This window comes from Bradyrhizobium valentinum (assembly GCF_001440405.1).
In the GTDB taxonomy this organism is placed as follows: Bacteria; Pseudomonadota; Alphaproteobacteria; order Rhizobiales; family Xanthobacteraceae; genus Bradyrhizobium; species Bradyrhizobium valentinum.
In genome coordinates this window covers 77,828-94,538 of sequence record NZ_LLXX01000067.1, presented here as the reverse complement: position 1 = coordinate 94,538, position 16,711 = coordinate 77,828, and the positions used below count along the sequence as shown (strand labels likewise).

15 protein-coding genes are annotated in these 16,711 nt (G+C 59.9%); 9 read left to right on the top strand and 6 right to left on the bottom strand.

The window, feature by feature from the left end; genetic code table 11:
• Positions 1 to 9: 9 nt before the first annotated feature.
• The 3 genes from CP49_RS11465 to CP49_RS11455 all read left to right on the top strand — a co-directional run bounded on the left by CP49_RS11465 (position 10) and on the right by CP49_RS11455 (position 3,966).
• A complete protein-coding gene (locus CP49_RS11465; protein WP_057850355.1) occupies positions 10 to 2,331 on the top strand; it encodes a molybdopterin-dependent oxidoreductase in 2,322 nt (773 codons plus the stop codon).
• 17 nt (positions 2,332 to 2,348) lie between these two features.
• Entirely contained in the window at positions 2,349 to 3,053 is a 705-nt protein-coding gene (locus CP49_RS11460; protein ID WP_057850354.1) for an SDR family NAD(P)-dependent oxidoreductase, read from the top strand.
• Positions 3,054 to 3,144: 91 nt separating this feature from the next.
• Positions 3,145 to 3,966: an enoyl-CoA hydratase-related protein gene (locus CP49_RS11455; protein ID WP_057850353.1), complete on the top strand. Its 822-nt coding sequence runs from the start codon at positions 3,145 to 3,147 to the stop codon at positions 3,964 to 3,966.
• A gap of 2 nt (positions 3,967 to 3,968) precedes the next feature.
• Here CP49_RS11455 and CP49_RS11450 read toward each other — a convergent pair whose 3' ends face one another.
• The 4 genes from CP49_RS11450 to acuI all read right to left on the bottom strand — a co-directional run bounded on the left by CP49_RS11450 (position 3,969) and on the right by acuI (position 7,873).
• Entirely contained in the window at positions 3,969 to 4,973 is a 1,005-nt protein-coding gene (locus CP49_RS11450) for an NADP-dependent oxidoreductase (protein ID WP_057850352.1), read from the bottom strand.
• Between the two features lie 27 nt (positions 4,974 to 5,000).
• Positions 5,001 to 5,870, bottom strand: coding sequence for an alpha/beta fold hydrolase (locus tag CP49_RS11445; protein WP_057850351.1), 870 nt, complete (start codon positions 5,868 to 5,870; stop codon positions 5,001 to 5,003).
• Between the two features lie 80 nt (positions 5,871 to 5,950).
• Positions 5,951 to 6,733: an SDR family oxidoreductase gene (locus tag CP49_RS11440; RefSeq protein WP_063791672.1), complete on the bottom strand. Its 783-nt coding sequence runs from the start codon at positions 6,731 to 6,733 to the stop codon at positions 5,951 to 5,953.
• Between the two features lie 153 nt (positions 6,734 to 6,886).
• Positions 6,887 to 7,873 carry an acrylyl-CoA reductase (NADPH) gene (gene acuI / locus CP49_RS11435; protein ID WP_057850349.1) on the bottom strand — a complete coding sequence of 329 codons (987 nt, stop codon included), beginning with the start codon at positions 7,871 to 7,873 and terminating at the stop codon, positions 6,887 to 6,889.
• A 483-nt stretch (positions 7,874 to 8,356) separates the two neighbouring features.
• Here acuI and CP49_RS11430 point away from each other — a divergent pair, with 483 nt between their 5' ends.
• The 6 genes from CP49_RS11430 (at position 8,357) to CP49_RS11405 (ending at position 15,012) form a co-directional block, all read left to right on the top strand.
• Positions 8,357 to 8,746, top strand: coding sequence for a winged helix-turn-helix transcriptional regulator (locus tag CP49_RS11430; RefSeq protein WP_057850407.1), 390 nt, complete (start codon positions 8,357 to 8,359; stop codon positions 8,744 to 8,746).
• A gap of 434 nt (positions 8,747 to 9,180) precedes the next feature.
• The gene (locus tag CP49_RS11425) at positions 9,181 to 10,776 is read left to right on the top strand and encodes a class I adenylate-forming enzyme family protein (RefSeq protein ID WP_057850348.1); all 1,596 of its coding nucleotides are present in this window, start codon (positions 9,181 to 9,183) and stop codon (positions 10,774 to 10,776) included.
• 49 nt (positions 10,777 to 10,825) lie between these two features.
• The gene (locus CP49_RS11420; protein WP_420807602.1) at positions 10,826 to 12,031 is read left to right on the top strand and encodes an ABC transporter substrate-binding protein; all 1,206 of its coding nucleotides are present in this window, start codon (positions 10,826 to 10,828) and stop codon (positions 12,029 to 12,031) included.
• Between the two features lie 58 nt (positions 12,032 to 12,089).
• Complete coding sequence (locus CP49_RS11415) at positions 12,090 to 13,190, top strand: NADH:flavin oxidoreductase (protein ID WP_057850347.1); 1,101 nt, start codon at positions 12,090 to 12,092, stop codon at positions 13,188 to 13,190.
• 178 nt (positions 13,191 to 13,368) lie between these two features.
• On the top strand, positions 13,369 to 14,160 hold the full coding sequence (locus tag CP49_RS11410; RefSeq protein ID WP_057850346.1) for a crotonase/enoyl-CoA hydratase family protein: 792 nt from the start codon (positions 13,369 to 13,371) through the stop codon (positions 14,158 to 14,160).
• Positions 14,161 to 14,220: 60 nt separating this feature from the next.
• Entirely contained in the window at positions 14,221 to 15,012 is a 792-nt protein-coding gene (locus CP49_RS11405) for an SDR family oxidoreductase (RefSeq protein ID WP_057850345.1), read from the top strand.
• Positions 15,013 to 15,362: 350 nt separating this feature from the next.
• Here CP49_RS11405 and CP49_RS11400 read toward each other — a convergent pair whose 3' ends face one another.
• Together CP49_RS11400 and CP49_RS11395 are read right to left on the bottom strand one after the other, a co-directional pair.
• Entirely contained in the window at positions 15,363 to 15,782 is a 420-nt protein-coding gene (locus CP49_RS11400; RefSeq protein ID WP_057850344.1) for a hypothetical protein, read from the bottom strand.
• A gap of 33 nt (positions 15,783 to 15,815) precedes the next feature.
• Entirely contained in the window at positions 15,816 to 16,574 is a 759-nt protein-coding gene (locus CP49_RS11395; RefSeq protein WP_057850343.1) for an HAD family hydrolase, read from the bottom strand.
• Between the last annotated feature and the right edge of the window lie 137 nt (positions 16,575 to 16,711).

Genomic DNA, 16,711 nt, shown 5'->3' with positions numbered 1-16,711 from the left:
GAGGTCACCATGACGGCCGGCAAGTGGCTCAAGACGGCCTGCAACCTGTGTTACATCAATTGCGGAATCGAAGTCTGGGTGAATGACGGACGCCTCGAGAAGGTGCGAGGCGACCGTTCGAGCCCGAAATCACAGGGCTATCTGTGCAACAAGGCGACCCGGATTCCATACTATGCGCATCACCGGGATCGGCTCACAACCCCGCTTCGCCGCCGCGCCGACGGCGGCTTCGATGAGATCGAGTGGGATGTGGCGATCGCAGAGATCGCGGAGCGGCTGCGAGACATCGTCGACAGATATGGCGGCAAGAGTATCGCCCTTTACGGCGGCGGCGGGCAGGGCAACCACGCCGGTGGTGCCTACGCCAGCGGATTGATACGCGCGCTGGGTTCACGCAGCGTCTTCAACGCCCTTTCGCAGGAGAAGACCGGCGACTTCTGGGTCAATGGCCACATGTTCGGCAGCCAGACGTGCCACACCGCCGAGGACGTACATCATTGCGATCTCTTGCTGGTCATCGGTGCAAATCCCTGGATTGCGCACGGCTTCCCCAATGCGCGCGATCATCTCAATCAAATCCGCAAGGATCCCGCACGCAAGCTGATCGTCATTGATCCCCGGCGAACCGAAACTGCCGAAATGGCGGATCTGCATCTCGCGGTTCGTCCCGGCACGGACGCGTTCCTCCTTGCTGCGCTGTTGGCCACGCTTGTCCGTTCCGATCGGGTCGATCAGGCGTTCATTGAGGAGCACACGGTCGGCTTCGCGGAAGTGAGGCAAGCGCTATTAAAGGTTCCCGTTGAAGAATGGGCCGCCGCCGCCGATATCTCGATCGCGGACCTGGAGCGTTGCGCCGCGATGATTGTAGCGGCGAAGGCCATGGTGGTTCGGGTCGAGCTTGGCATCCAGCAAGGCATCAATTCGACGCTCAACTCCTATCTTGAAAAACTTTTGATCATGCTTTCCGGCAATTTCGGCCGCAAAGGTACCAACCAATTGCATAGCTGGCTTCAACCGCTATGGGGCAATTCTCCGAACCAGACATTCGCACCGACCGGCGACGCGATTATTGGGGGCCTGTTGCCGCCGAATATTTTCCCCGAAGCGGTGCTCAAGGACCATCCCGACCGGTTGCGTTGCGCCTGGATCGACAGCTCCAATCCCGCCAACACGGCCGCAAACACCGAGGCGGTGGAACGCGCGCTGCGCTCGCTGGAACTATGCGTTGTGGTCGACGTTGCGATAACCGAAACCGCGCGGCTCGCGCATTATGTTCTCCCGGCGTCCTCACAATTCGAGAAAACTGAATTTACCCTGTTCAACTTCGAATTTCCGACGAACTATTTTCATGTTCGTGCCGGCGTATTGCCGCCGCTCGCCGGCACCTTGCCGGAGCCCGAGATCTACACGCGGCTTGCCATCGCGCTGGGGCTTCTACCAGGTGACAATGTGCTCGCGCCCCTGCGGGAGGCGGCGCGGCGTTCCCGAGCCGAGTTCGCCGCCGCCTTTCGGGCTTTCATCGCGGAAAATCCCGGCGCGGTTCCTGCCTTGGTGCTCTATCACACGCTGGGGCAGACGCTTCCGGATGGCACGGCGGCGGCGGCACCGTTGTGGGGTGCGGCGCTGGCTTGCGCGAAGCGATCGCCGCAAGCGGTACGGCGGGCGATTGGCGCGTCGGACGAGGTGACGGATCATCAGCTCGGCGATCTCCTGTTCGACACTATCGTGGCCGCCCGGCAAGGCACCGCCGTTACCCGGCACGAGTATGACGAGGTCTGGTCATTGATCAGCCATTCGGACCGCAAGGTTCGGCTGGCGATCCCGCAGATGCTGGAATGGCTCGCGCGTCTCGATCCGCAAGCCGCGGGCGCGCCAAAAGAGTTCCCGTTCATGCTGGCAGCCGGTGGGCGACGCATGTTCAATGCTAACCAGATTTTTCGCGATCCCGCGTGGCGTCGTGAGGATCCAGACGGCGCCATGTTGATCAATTCGAGCGATCTGAATGAGTTGGGCGCGAAGGATGGTGACTGGATCGCCGTCGAATCGGTGGTCGGGCGGCTGGTCGTGCGTTGCAAGGTCGATGACGCCATGCGGCATGGCCAGCTGGCGCTGCCGCACGGCTACGGTCAGGCATACCCTACATTGGACGGAGAGCGTCTGATCAACGGGCCGCGCATCAATCTGCTCACCGAAAGCGGCAACCGCGATCCCATTGCGGGCACGCCCTACCACAAGAACGTCGCGGTGCGTCTGGCCCTGGTGTCCGCGCACGAGGCTGCCGCCTATCAGTCGCAGTCCGAGCGAATTCATATGAGAGCTGCCGGACAATAGCTCGAAGGGAGGATCAAATGACCGAGAAACCAATCGCGATCGTGACCGGGGTAGGGCCGGGCACTGGAGCTGCCATCGTCAAGCGCTTCTCTGCCGGCGGGTTTCGCATCATAGCGCTTGCCCGTTCAGCGGAGCTCATCAATTCCCTCGCGCAAGAGCTTCCCGATGTCCACGCGATGACCTGCGACGTTTCCGACGAGAGTCAGGTGCGGACCGTCGTCACCGATGTAAAGCGCCGGTTCGGTGCGGCCGAAGTTCTCGTCCACAACGCGGTAGGAGGGGGCTGGGGAAGCTTTCGCGAGATCGACCCGAAGATGCTGAAGGGCAATTTCGAGGTCAACGTGATGGCCTTATTGTACCTGGCGCGCGAAGTGGCTCCTGACATGATCGATCGAGGCAAGGGCGCGATCCTGGTGACCGGGAACACGTCTTCGATCCGAGGCAAGGCCAATTTCGCCGGCTTCGCTCCGACAAAGGCGGCGCAGCGTATTTTGACCGAGTCGATCGCACGTGACATGGGGCCTCTTGGCGTCCACGTCGGCTATGTCCTTATCGACGCCGTGATCGACACCCCCCGAATGCGCGCGCGGATGAGCGACAAACCGGATGAATTCTTCATCAAGCCTACCGCCATCGCCGACGAACTGTACCATCTCTACGGTCAGGACCGATCGGCTTGGTCATTCCTTACGGAGTTGCGGCCATTCCGCGAAAACTGGTGACGCTAGGCCGGTGAGAAACACGGTCACAGCGGGGTAGCGCGCTTACTCATTCTAAGGAGCGCCGCAGACGCAGACTTGAAAGGTCACAGCCATGACTGATGGGTCAATCTCGATCGATACAGGGACCGACGAACTGCTGTGTGCGATCCGGGATCGCGTCGCCGTGATTACCTTGAACCGACCCGAGGCACGAAATTCGCTGTCCGACCATCTTACGCCGGCGCTGCGCCGGATGATCAAGCGCAATGGTGACGATCCGGATGTCGGCGCACTGCTTATTACCGGTGCCGGCAGCGCTTTCTGTTCCGGCGGCGACGTCAAGGGGATGGGCGGCAACTCTGCCGCACCGGCCATGTCATTCAGCGACAAGGTTGCGCGATTGCGGGAACGTCAGCGAACCCTGACCGGCGTGCTTGTCTCGGTGCGTAAACCCACGATCGCGGCCCTGCCGGGACCGGCGGCTGGCGCTGGGCTTGCGATCGCGCTCGCCTGCGACATTCGTATCGCAGCCGAATCCACTATCATGACGACTGGTTACGCCAGGATTGCGCTCACCGGTGATTACGGCATTTCGTGGCTGTTGACGCGGCTGGCCGGGACGGCGCGTGCCCGCGAACTGATGTTCTTGTCCGAGCGGATCGATGCACGCCGCTGCGAAGCGCTGGGGCTGGTAAATCGCGTGGTGCCTGATTCTGAACTGCAAACCGAAGCATTTGCTTTGGCGAGGACGTTGGCAAACGGTCCGGCAAGCGCCTATGCCTCCATCAAGGACAATCTCGACCTTGCGCTGTCGGCCGACTTCCTGACGTCATTGGATCATGAGGCCGAGAGGATGGTCGCTGCAGGCAGTACCACGCAGCACGCCGAAGCCGTGCGGGCCTTCATCGAGAAACGTACGCCCATGTACAGGTGAGGCTATTCTTCGACTCTGATGACGACCTTACCCTTCGCGCGCCCAGTCTCGACGTAAGCTAAGGCATCCGCTGTCTTCTCAAACGGGTAAGACTTGTCAACGACCGGTCGGATCAAACCGGATTCGATCAGTGAAGCGATCTCGCTCAACTGTTGCCCGTGTGCCCGCATGAACAGGAATAAGAAGCGCACACCAAGGCTTTTGGCTTTCTTTCGCGCACCATGACTCAGCACGCGCATCACCAGTTTCAGGAACAGATTCAACTTTAGTTCATTGGCGAACGCTGGGTCGGGCGGCCCCGAGATCGAGATGAGGAGGCCCCCCGGTCTCAGCACGCGCAGAGATTTTTCAAGCGTCCTGGTGTCCTGGCTGTGCAGGACCAGATCGTAGCCCGTCAAAGCCTTCTCGAAATCCTGCGTCTTGTAGTCGATGACCACATCTGCGCCGAGACTTTTTACCAACTCGACATTTTTCGTGCTCGTCGTCGTCGCAACTGTCGCGCCGAGATGCTTGGCGAGTTGGATGGCAAAAGTCCCCACACCACCGGAGCCGGCTTGAATGAAGACCTTTTGACCGGGTTTCAGCTTGCCCACCTCAACCAGCGCCTGCCAGGCGGTCAGCCCCACCAGCGGGATGGCGGCGGCTTCTTCCATGCTGATGTTCTTGGGCTTTAACGCCACGTCCGTTTCATTCATTGCAATGAATTCAGCGAACGTCCCGATCCGATGGTCGCGCGGTCGTGCATAGACCTCGTCGCCGGCCTTGAACCGCCTGACCTTGGGGCCAACCCTGACGACCATCCCGGCAACATCGTGCCCCAGAATGAAAGGCGGACGATACGGCAGTATGAGCTTGAATTCTCCGTCCCTGACCTTGGAGTCCAGAAGGTTCACCGCGGTTGCATGAACTCGAACCAGGACATCATCGTCCCGCAACTCCGGCTCTGGCACGTCGGCCAGGCGCAGAGCGCCTTTCTTTTTGTATTTGTCGACAACGAATGCCTTCATGGTGTCTTCTCCAATTGAGTCGCGGCGTCAGGCGTCAAGGAAGGACAGGGCCTTCGGCACGAAATCGGCGTGGTTCTGGAAAATCCCGCCATGCCCGGCATCGTCGTAGATAACGAGTTGCGCGCCCGGGATACGGCGCGCCATATCGATGCTGTTTACGGTCGGCACCATGATGTCGTTATCGCCATTCGCGATCAGCACCGGGATCCGAATGCTTCCGAGATCTTGAGGCGCCTGCCGGCCCCAAGCAGTGATCGCCTTGAGCTGCCGCAAGAACGCGCCAGGTGTGGGTCCTTTGTCCCGGTTTGTCTTGCGTTCTTTCAGCCGTTCCAGAAAGGCTTTCGCGGCTCGGCGACCATTGGCCGTGGACGTGAAAAACAGGTAGAATTTCGGGTCTCGCAGCGTCAGCAAGCCCTTGATTATGAGTGGCCAGGACACCGGCCCCACCTTGTCGATGCCTTTGCCGCCCGCCGGGCCCGTGCCGGTCAGAATGAGTTTTCGCACGAGGTCTGGAGCCTTCAGCACGATATCCTGCGCCACAAATCCGCCGAGCGAAAAGCCGAGCAGATCGACCTTCTCGAAGCCCAGCGCGCGGATCAGGGCAATCGCATCTCGAGCCATCTCATCAATCGTCACAGGTGCCGTTCCGCCCGACGCACCGATACCCCGGTAATCGGTTGCGATCACGCGATGCTTGCTGGCGAGGCCGTCCACAATCCGCGGATCGAAATTGTCCAGAACTGCGCCCCAATGGTTGAAAAGAATTAGCGGCACGCCGCTGCGGGGGCCCAGGTCGCGATAGGCAAAAGTAGTCCCCCCGACACTGATCGAGAGATTCGGCGCATCGATGTAGCGCGTCCCCGATCCGAAGTAACTGGAAGAACTGGATGCCTTCATAATATTCTCTCTCTCCAACCTTCCTGGAAGCTGACGATCCTGTTCAGGAGCGACGCAGGTCTGCTTCGCGCGGGCGCCAGTCACCACTTCTCGACCCACGGTCGCAGCACGACTTCGAACGCCCACGTCGACCGATGCTGGCGATGCAGATGCAGATAGGTTTCCGCGATGCAGTCCGGGTCAGCCATGTTGTCGTCGACAGTCGTTCCCGCCAGTCGGTGCGCGCGGGTACCGTCTTCCTGAGTCCAGCCAATCGCCGCGTCAATCGGCACATTTGCCACGTGGATCCCCTCCGGCATCAATTCCCTTGCCATGCTCTGTGCAAGGCCGGACTTGGCATGACATGCCATTGCGAAGGCAGCGCTCATCGGGAAGCCCTTGAGCGCCGCGCTCGCGTTCGTGAAGATGATCGTTCCTTTCGTTCCGCCGGGGCTTGGTTTGTTTTCCCGCATGAGTCGAGCGGCGTGCTGACCCACCAAATACGCGCTGAATGCTGAGTTCCGAAGTGTGTCGAGCACCATGCTTGGGTCGGCTTCGGTAATCCCCATGCGGAAAATGCCGGGAACGCGGCCGTCGATATTATGCACGACAAGCGTAGGTGCCCCCAGGTCTCGAACGACATTCTGGAACAGCAGCTCCACGGCCGCTGGTTCGGTGGCATCGCACGCGTATCGGCGCACGCCGTGCGTCTTCTCGAGATTCTGCAGAACCGATTTATCCGGATTCCTGGCTGCGATGCCGACGCGCATGCCGTTTTCCGCGAACAGCCTGGCGCAACTTGAGCTGATGCCCGGGCCGCCGCCAACGATGATTGCAACGTCCTGTACGGAAGGTAGAGTGTCGTGTTGATCCAATTGAGTCATGTTTCGTGCTCCTATGCAGGTCGTAAGCAGATGAGCGAGGACGCGTTTTATTCCTGGCGCTCCCAAATCTGCGAACGACCCAGCATTGACACGCCAATGTAGCCGCGTCTGGTCTTCATCGAGGTGTCGCCAAACAGCCTGGTCGCGAAATGGTTACGCATTCACGTCCACGACCGTGCGGCCCTGGACCTTCCCGGCGAACATTTGGCGCACCACTTCGGGGACCTCCGCGAGACCGACCACCTGCATGGTTCGGGCGAGCTTGTTCAGGTCGAGGTCGCGAGCCAAACGCGACCACGCCTCGATTCGCGCCTCATGCGGGGCATTCACCGAGTCGATGCCTGCCAGGGTGACGTTGCGCAGGATGAACGGCAGAACCGTTCCGGGAAGATCGGCACCCTGAGCCAGGCCGCACGCCGTCACCACGCCGCGGTACTGCGTCTGCGCCAATACGTTCACCAGCGTATGACTGCCGACGGAGTCGACCGCTCCAGCCCAACGCTCGCGTGAGATTGGTGCTCCCAGCTCCGAAAGCGTTTGTCGATCTATGACATCAGCCGCGCCGAGACTCCGCAGGTAATCGGCTTCCTCAAGACGTCCAGTTGATGCAACGACGCGATAACCGAGATCGGCGAGGAGAGCGATTGCGATCGAACCGACGCCGCCATTGGCACCGGTTACGAGGATGTCACCACGCTGCGGTGTGATGCCGCCATGTTCGAGGGCCAGCACCGACAGCATCGCGGTGTAACCGGCCGTACCGATCGCCATGGCGTCCTTCGTTGAAAACGGCGCCGGAATCTTGACCAACCATTCGCCCTTCATCCGCGCTTTCTGGGCGTAACCGCCATGGTGGGTCTGGCTCAGTCCCCAGCTGTTGGCGACAACGCGGTCTCCGACGGCGATGCCGGGATAGGAGGATGCCTCTACCGTTCCAGCAAGATCGATACCGGGAATGAGGGGAAACTGGCGAATGATCTCTGCGCGCCCGCTAATGGCCAGCGCATCCTTGTAGTTCACAGTCGAATAATCGACTGCAACCGTAACGTCGCCAGGCATGAGATCTTGCTCGTTCATTTCGACCACGCTGGTCGAAATCTTCTCACCTGTCTTTGCAGCCAGCAGCGCCTTGAACGTCATCGCCGTATCCTAGATTGGAGTTTCGCTGTCCACGGACCTAGGGTCGCGCCGCTTGATCGCAAGAAGGCACAATTAAAGCGGATACTATCATTTATGTAAGTACCCGCGTCCAAAGCGTGGAGCCCGGCCTTGGCGATATGACAGTGGGCCTGACATGGCGACGTCGTGCCCGAAGCGCGAGTGGGCAACCTTGTATGCCGAGGCTCACCCGTCCGGTCGCTCTGGAGCGGGCTGTCGACGAGCCCTCTGTCGAGATCCTGCCACTGTCTGTGGCTGTCAGTATCTGTTGTATTACGATCGTCATGTGATATGAATACGTAAATCAAGAGCTGTTCAATGGCGTCGATGGTTACATCCAAAGACGTCGACGGGGCGTGTGTGACCGGGACTTTCGGCGCCATGGAATAGGCTTCACGCTCTACGAACCCCAGACTAGTGCCCTTCGTGCTGTCATAGCTGATACTATCATTTATGGAGGTGACCATGCGTCCAAGAAGGTTTGACGCCAAAAGCGGATGCGCGGTCGGGGTGACACTGTCCGTCATTGGCGGCATGTGGAAGCCGCTGATCCTGTTTCATCTCTTCGCCGGCAAGAAGCGGTTCATGGAACTGTCCCGGGCCATCCCTAACGCCACGCAGAGGATATTGACCCTTCAGCTGCGTGAGCTGGAGGCCGATGGCGTGATCGTTCGCCATGCCTATCCGCAGATTCCTCCGAAGGTGGAATATGAAATCTCTACCTTCGGCCAGAGCCTCGGGCCCGTACTGCTTTCGCTTCGGGGTTGGGGCAAGCAACATGGCGGTTCAATTGAAGGCACCTCTCAGCCACACCACGTTCCTGAAGATCGCCAGCAAAACGCATGCGCGCTGTAACGGTTGAATGAGTGATCGCCGAAACCTGTCCTGCATACACATCGCCTGCGTCGGTCGACCTGTGACGTCTCACGCTCGCGCCACTTCCATCGCCGGCTCGGGTTCTTCCCGTCGAACGCTGACGCGCTTTATCATGAGCGGAAAGCTGTCGCTTTAGGTGGTACGGCTCTGCCGCTTTCGCAGGCATGTGCCACAAGCGAGCCTATCCCATGGATTTATCCGAACGACTTGCGTCGTGACCTCGAATTCCAAATAGGAATTAGGGGAGTCGATCGACGTTGGCGTGTCCGTCAAGGTCGATAGGCGGTCATTCGGCTTGACAGTTCTATTTTAGAACTATTTACTCGACCTGCCGATCGACATGAAGGAGCGGACCTGCCCGTTTGAAGGGGGCCGCGCAGCGCTCCCAAAAAGAGGGCGCGAGGGAGGATGACATGAGGAGCGTGGACGAACTCACTGCGGCCGAATTGCTCGATGGCCTGCCTTCAAGAGTGCACGAGGTCTACGCGCCGTTCGTCCGGGACATCCCGGATCATCCGGCCTTCATGGAAGGGGGACGTTCATGGAGCTACCGGAAGTTTTCGGAAGCAGTCGACGCCGCCGCGAAGTATCTCGCCGATCTGGGGATCAGGCCCGGCGACCGCGTGATGATTGCGAGCGAGAACAGTGTGGCTCTGGGGGCGATGCTCTTCGCAGCGAGCAAGCTCGACGCATGGGGCATTACGGTTAATCCCCGCCTCTCGGCCAGGGAGATCGATCTGATCGGGACGCACAGCGGTGCCAGACGCGTGCTGTTCAACGCAGCGCTTTCGAAGGAAGCCGCAGATCACGCCAGCCGCGTCGGCGCTAAAATAGACGCTGTGGGGCCGTTCGGTGGAATCGGTATTGGTCCTCTCAATGCGGATGCGCCAGCGGAGCCCGTCGAGAAGGATGGCAAGCGACAGGTCGCGGGCCTTTTGTACACCTCGGGCACGACCGGTGCACCGAAGGGAGTCATGCTGAGCCACCGCAACCTCCTCTTCACCGCAAAGACTTCGGGAATCCTTCGCCAAAGCGGTCCGGCCGACCGCATCTACGGCGTGCTGCCGATGTCCCACATCGTCGGGTATACGATCCTGCTGATCGCCACGCTGATGCACGGCGGCACATTGTATGTTGTGGCCAAGGCCGATCCAGCTGCGCTGGCCCATGCCATCGCCGAGGAGGGGATTACGAGCCTGTTCGGTGTTCCTGCCACGTATCAGCGGCTGCTCGAACACAAGGCGGTCAAGGGCATCCAACGGCTCGATCGAGGCAAGCTGCGGGTCATGGCCGTCGCCGGCGCTCCGCTCGACCTCGATCTCAAGAAGCGGATCGAGGACGAATTCGGAATTCCGCTATTGAACAACTACGGCATAACCGAATGTTCGCCCGGCCTATCGGGTGTCCGTTCAGAACACCCCGTCTCGGACGAATCGGTCGGCCCCTTTCTTCCCGGTATCGAGCACCGGATCGTGGACAGGCAGGGCAAGAAGGTGGCGACCGGCGAAGTGGGCGAACTGCACGTCCGAGGCCCCAACGTGATGCTCGGCTACTATCGTGCTCCGGAACTCACAGCGGCGGCGATCGATGGCCAGGGATGGTTCAACACGGGTGACCTCGCGCGGGTGAACGGCGAGGGCCATCTCTACATCGCTGGCCGAACCAAAGAGCTCATCATCCGCTCCGGTTTTAACGTTTACCCTGCTGAGGTGGAGGCGGTTCTGAACGCGCACGAGCAAGTCGTCCAATCAGCTGTGGTGGGACGACCAGTTGATGGCAATGAGGAGGTCGTCGCGTTCGTGCAGCTTCTCCCCGGCGCCAGCGTTAGCGCCGAAGACCTGAAGGCGTACACGGCCCAACAGCTCACTTCGTACAAGCGCCCGACTGAATTGATCGTGCTCGAAGCTCTGCCCTCAGCCTCCACCGGCAAGATACTCAAACACAAGCTGCGAGAGATGGCGATCGAACGGGCGGGTGCGAAATCACCCGGTGCAGTTGCCGCCGGCTGACGCTGGCTAAGGAAAAGTGAGCGACGAATTCCGTCGCCGGAGGTAGGAGATGTCGATGTTTGGAAAAACCATGATGGCGGCTGCGATCGCAGCTTCATTGGCTGGCGCGCAGGCTCGTGCGGAAACGCCCGGCATCACGAGCGCCGAAGTGAAGGTGGGTGCGACGTTTCCGTTTAGTGGTCCCGCATCGCCGCTCAGCAATACCGGAAAGGGTCTGATCGCCTACATCAATTCGATCAACGATCGCGGCGGCATCAATGGCCGGAAGATAAACCTCATCACCTACGACGATGCTTACAGTCCACCCAAGACGGTGGAGCAGACAAGGAAGCTGATAGAAAGCGACGAGGTGGCCTTCCTGTTCGGCCCGCTGGGTACTCCCGGCATCGGCGCCACCATCAAGTACGTCAACGCGAAGAAAGTGCCTCATCTATTCGTGGTTAGCGGCGTCACCAAATTCACGAACTTTGCTGAATTTCCGATGACCACCACGGGGTTGCCCAGCTACGACACGGAAGGGCGAATCTACGCGAAATACATCACTCAGGCCCGGCCGGACGCAAGGATAGCGATCCTGTATCAGAACGACGATTTGGGTAAGGACTTCGTCAATGCATTCAAAGGCTACCTGAAAGGCGACTTCGACAAGAAGGTTGTAGCGTCCTCGTACGAAGTGACGGAGCCGACGATCGATTCCCACGTGGTGAAATTGAAATCGTCTGGCGCAGAGGCGTTCCTGGTCGCCGGCACGCCGAAGTTCGCGGCTCAGGCTATCAAGAAGGCCGATGAGGTCGGCTGGAAGCCGTTGTTCCTGATCAATTTGGTGTCGAGTTCAGTCTCTTCAACTATCGTCCCCGCGGGGCCGGAGAAAGCTGTTGGCATCGTCGCCGCGACAATCTTCAAGGATCCGGGCGACAATAAGTGGGCCGATGATCCCGGCATCAAGTGGTACCGCGACCATTTCGCGAAATACCTGCCGGGTGCCGACATCGGTGATGCCAACTATCTGTTCGGTACGCAGCAGGGACAGATCCTGGAGCAGGTGCTCAAGCAGTGCGGTGACGATCTCTCGCGCGAGAACATCGTCAAGCAATCGCGGAGCATACGCGGGCTGTCGCTGCCGACTCTGGTACCGGGCGTTACGATCAACACGGGCCTGGAAAGCAGCATGGCGTACACGCAGCTTCAGTTGCAGCGCTGGACCGGCAGTTCCTGGGAGCAGTTCGGAAACGTACTCAGCGCCGAGCAAGAGTGAACTTTTGAGCCGGGCGATCTGGGCCCTCAAAGTCACCAGCTGAATGAGAGGAGTGCGAATGTCCAGCGACGTACTTTTCCGGCCTTTCAAGATAAAAGGGCTGAACTTGCCGAACCGGGTCGTGATGGCGCCGATGACGCGCTCGTTCTCTCCGGGCGGAATTCCGACCGAAGACGTCGCGCGGTACTACCGCCGCCGCGCCGAAGGAGCGGTTGGGTTCATCATATCGGAAGGGACGGGCGTGGATCGTCCGGCATCTCTGAACGATCCGAATGTCCCTCGCTTTCATGGCGAGAAGGAACTGGCGGGGTGGCGGCGTGTGGTCGACGGGGTGCACGCCGCGGGCGGCCTGATGGCGCCGCAGCTATGGCATGTTGGAGCCGTTCGCACGCGCGCCAAGGATTGGTCTCCTCCTGGTGCCTACGACAGCCCGTCCGGCCTGTCGCGACCGGAGAAGAAGTTCGGCGAGCCGATGAGCGAAGAAGACATCGCAGACGCCATTCGCGCTTTCGCCGATGCGGCGCTCGCGGCGAAGCGCCTCGGGTTCGATGCCGTCGAATTGCACGGCGCGCACGGCTATCTGATCGATCAGTTCTTCTGGGAGGGTACCAATCGCCGCGAGGATACCTATGGAGGCAAGGACCTGCCCGGCCGGGCCCGGTTTGCTGCTGAAATCGTCCACGCGGTGCGCAAGTCGGTCGGAACGGACTTTCCGATATTGCTCCGGATCAGCCAGTGGAAGCAGCAGGACTTTGAAGTGAAGCTGGCCGATACGCCTCGCGCATTGGAAGCCTGGCTCAAGCCTCTGGTGGACGCGGGCGTCGACATTCTGCATTGCTCGCAACGGCGCTTCTGGGAGCCGGAGTTCGATGGCTCCGATTTGAACTTCGCGGGATGGGCGAAAAAGGTGACGGGAGTACCGACTATTTCGGTCGGGTCGGTCGGTCTGAGCGGCGAATTCATCGCCGCATACGGCGGAGAGAGCTCTCGTCCGGCGTCTCTCGACGAGTTGATCCGCCGCCTCGGTCGCGAGGAGTTCGATCTCGTCGCGGTGGGGCGTGCGCTGCTTCAGGATCCGCAGTGGCTACTGAAGGTACGTGACGGCCGGACGGAAGAACTGATGGCGTTCGAGCGGACCGCGTTCGCGGCGCTGAGCTGAAAGAGGGACGGTCTAGAGGCGGGGCGCATGCACTTGAATAAGAGCTATCCAAAAATTTTGTAGCAAGTCGGTGACCGTTCCAACTGGTTGGCAAGGAATAATAGGCGGCACGCCAGCCGACCCGGAAAGACCTGCGTGTGGTTGCGCAGTCACCTGCAAGCAATTCGGAGACCAGCAAATGAACGACACTAAAACCCAAGTCGGGCAGATCCGCACCGAGGTGCATGGGCACGTCTTCAAGATCATCATCGACAACGTGGCGAAGAAGAACTCCTTCAGTCCGCAGATGATGGCGCAGATGTCGGATGCGATGACGCTTCTCGATCGGACGGACGACTACTGGGTCGGAGTACTCTGCGCCGTAGGCCCGGATTTCACGGCCGGGCTGGATATGCCGAAATTCTTTGGGCCGAAGGCTGAGAATACCGAGATCAAGCCTGGCAACATCGATGCGTTCGCGCTGAAAAGCCGGTGCCGCAAGCCGATCGTGACGGCCGTGCAGGGGATCTGTTTCACGATCGGTATCGAAATGATGTTGGCTGGCGACATCGTCATCGCGGCCGACGACGCCCGGTTTTGCCAGATGGAATCCAAGCGCGGGATCGCGCCGCTCGGCGGCGCACACTTCCGGTATTTGACGCGCGCCGGCTGGGGAGATGCGATGTATCATCTGTTCCTGTGCGACGAGTTCAATGCGGCCCGGGCGCACAAGATCGGATTTGTTCAGGAAGTCGTCGCTCCCGGCGAGCAGATAGGTCGCGCGATGGAGATTGCGAATCTGATCGCCAAGAACGCGCCGATCGGCATTCAGGTGACCAAGGAAGCCGCGCTGAAATACATCGAGGCGGGTGAAAAAGCCGCGATCGATTACATCCCAAAGATCAAAGATCGCGTTTTCAGCAGCGAAGACATGAAAGAAGGCATCCGGTCTTTCGTGGAACGTCGCTCGGCAGTGTTCCGCGGGAAATAGTGATCCCGCGGATCCCCACGTAACCGCGCAGCAGAACTTTGCCCACAAGAGGATTTGACTATGGGAAGCATCAAGAAGGCATTCGATCTCACCGGAAAGAATGCCCTTGTTACAGGCGGCTCCCGCGGCCTTGGGCTGAAAATCGCCGAGGCGCTAGGTGAGCAAGGGGCGCGGGTCGTGATTTCCTCTCGCAAGGCGCCGGATCTGGAAAAGGCCCAGGCGCATCTTGCCGGTCTCGGCATCAAGGCGGAGTGGATTGCAGCGGATAATTCCAGGGACGAAGACGTCAAGCGGCTCACTGACGAAGCGATCAAGAAGCTCGGCCGGGTGGACATTCTGGTGAACAACGCGGGCGCAAACTGGGGCGCGCCGACCGAGGACCACCCGATCGAGGCGTGGGACAAGGTGATGAATCTGAACATCCGCTCGCTGTTCCTGCTCAGCCAACAGATTGCGAAGCACTCGATGATTCCCAACAAGTATGGCCGCATTATCAACCTTGCGTCGATCGCGGGCCTGTTCGGAAGTTCCGGAGATATGCAGATGGTCGCCTACAACACGAGCAAGGGCGCGGTGGTCAATTTCACGCGAGCCCTGGCGGGTAGTTGGGGACGCTACGGAATTACGGCCAATGCTCTGGCGCCCGGCTTCTTTCCGTCGAGGATGACGAAGGGCACGATCGAAGCTGTCGGGGTCGAAAAGCTCGCCGCCGGTGCGCCGCTGCGCCGCATCGGCGACGAGGACGATCTGAAAGGCGCTGTGGTTCTCTTCGCAAGCGACGCCGGCAAGCACATCACCGGTCAGATCCTTGCCGTCGATGGCGGTCTGACTTCGGTGCTATCGTCTTCCTAAGCTTCGGCTGTGCGGTGCGGACTGCTGCGTGAGCGCTATTGGGAAGGATACCGTCCGACTGACGATTTCTCTTTCTGCGTTAGGCGGCGTAGGCGGCCACAGAGAGTATTAGACGTGTCCGGAATCTGAGCGGTCGATCTCGCCGTGAACTTCACGATAAGTGTTGGAGAAGATGTTGGCGTGGGTTGGTAGCGCTCCACCGACTCGAACCTCGACACTGAGGCGAAACCGCGCCTCGTGCGGACTCAGTCGAGCAACGCTTGAACGGGGCGGGCTGGTTCCGTAGATCCCCAAGCGCGACGGCTAGGCTGTTGGCTTTGCTGACACGCCGATTTGCTCGAGCTCGGTTGTCATAGCGAGAATGCTAACCGCCACCCGCAGCGCGCAAGCGTCCCGGACTTCATGTTGAGCCGCCGGTCGTAGCTCAAGAGGTTCGCATTGGGCAGCCAGAAGGGCTCGTCGTCCACGAAGAGCTTGATGATCTTGCTGTCGGTTACGTTGCAGATCGTCTGGCCGGTTTTCGCAAAACCGTAAGCTTCTTCCCCGTACACGATTGGCCACGTCTCGTAGAACCCATTGATGAGGGTTCCGTTTTCAACGTTGGGGCCGCCTTCCTCCGGGCACCCGCGCATGCCGAGGTATCCGTTGCCAAGCGCCATGATCGTTTCCATCTGGGCCAGGAATTCGGGGCGAAAGCCTTTCTCGATGACGTTCCACTCGTCGGCCGGATAGTCATGAGATGGCGGTTTAAGGCGTTCATGACGGATCATCGCGCCGTTCCTCCAGGCAGCAGAGGCTGCTCGTCAATCAACCAGTTCGGCGAGGTCGCTCACCACCAAATGTGCACCATGTTTCTGAAGTTCTTCGGCATTACCCTTGCGAGCAACCCCGATCACAAACGCGAAGTCTCCATTCGACCCCGCCTGGACCCCCGAGATAGCGTCCTCGATGACAACCGCCCGTGACGGCTCGACGCTCAATAGTTTTGCCGCCGTCAAGAACGTGTCCGGAGCAGGCTTTCCAGCCAAGTATTCCGCATGGATGGTATTGCCGTCGACTCGGGCGTCGAAAAATGTGTTCAGCTTGACGGCCTCTAGGACTGCCTGGCAGTTTTCACTTGAGCTGACGACGGCGAGCTTGAATCCTTGACGCCGGAGCTGATGGATAAGGCGAACACTTCCCTCGTAAGGTTGCACCCCAAGATTTCCGATCGCCTCGCTGACTAAGTCGTTCTTGCGGTTACCGAGCCCGCCCACCGTTTCGGCCTCTGGTGGGTCGCCCGGGGTCCCCTCAAGGAGGTGTATGTCGCGTGATTTGAGAAAGTCGCGAACGCCGTCGAAGCGGGGCTTACCATCCACATAGAGCCGGTAGTCCGTGACAAGGTCAAAGGGGTAAAAGGCTTTGCCGCTTTGGGTCGCACGTCCCTTAAGATACTCGTCGAACATCTGTTTCCAGCAAGCCGCGTGCAGGCTGGCGGTGTCTGTTATCACGCCGTCAAGGTCAAACAACACGGCATCGTACTGGTCGCGGGTAATCGCACGCTTGCTGCCGGTCTGCCGCATCGATCCCTCCCGTGTTACGACGTCCGTTGGTCAACCAGTTCGAATTTCCTTGCAGACGGTGCTGCTCCCATTGCTGTCGCGACGAATTGAAAGGTCACGGCTTTCTGCCCTGGATGGCGCAAGGCCGACGACGGGAG

Coding starts and splice junctions, on each gene's coding strand:
- CP49_RS11465 (WP_057850355.1), top strand. CDS start 10: ATGACGGCCGGCAAGTGGCTCAAGACGGCCTGCAACCTGTGTTACATC.
- CP49_RS11405 (WP_057850345.1), top strand. CDS start 14,221: ATGGGAAGCATCAAGAAGGCATTCGATCTCACCGGAAAGAATGCCCTT.
- CP49_RS11450 (WP_057850352.1), bottom strand. CDS start 4,973: ATGAAGGCATTCGTTGTCGACAAATACAAAAAGAAAGGCGCTCTGCGC.
- CP49_RS11440 (WP_063791672.1), bottom strand. CDS start 6,733: ATGACTCAATTGGATCAACACGACACTCTACCTTCCGTACAGGACGTT.
- CP49_RS11445 (WP_057850351.1), bottom strand. CDS start 5,870: ATGAAGGCATCCAGTTCTTCCAGTTACTTCGGATCGGGGACGCGCTAC.
- CP49_RS11410 (WP_057850346.1), top strand. CDS start 13,369: ATGAACGACACTAAAACCCAAGTCGGGCAGATCCGCACCGAGGTGCAT.
- CP49_RS11420 (WP_420807602.1), top strand. CDS start 10,826: ATGTCGATGTTTGGAAAAACCATGATGGCGGCTGCGATCGCAGCTTCA.
- CP49_RS11460 (WP_057850354.1), top strand. CDS start 2,349: ATGACCGAGAAACCAATCGCGATCGTGACCGGGGTAGGGCCGGGCACT.
- CP49_RS11400 (WP_057850344.1), bottom strand. CDS start 15,782: ATGATCCGTCATGAACGCCTTAAACCGCCATCTCATGACTATCCGGCC.
- CP49_RS11430 (WP_057850407.1), top strand. CDS start 8,357: ATGCGTCCAAGAAGGTTTGACGCCAAAAGCGGATGCGCGGTCGGGGTG.
- CP49_RS11425 (WP_057850348.1), top strand. CDS start 9,181: ATGAGGAGCGTGGACGAACTCACTGCGGCCGAATTGCTCGATGGCCTG.
- CP49_RS11415 (WP_057850347.1), top strand. CDS start 12,090: ATGTCCAGCGACGTACTTTTCCGGCCTTTCAAGATAAAAGGGCTGAAC.
- CP49_RS11395 (WP_057850343.1), bottom strand. CDS start 16,574: ATGCGGCAGACCGGCAGCAAGCGTGCGATTACCCGCGACCAGTACGAT.
- acuI (WP_057850349.1), bottom strand. CDS start 7,873: ATGACGTTCAAGGCGCTGCTGGCTGCAAAGACAGGTGAGAAGATTTCG.
- CP49_RS11455 (WP_057850353.1), top strand. CDS start 3,145: ATGACTGATGGGTCAATCTCGATCGATACAGGGACCGACGAACTGCTG.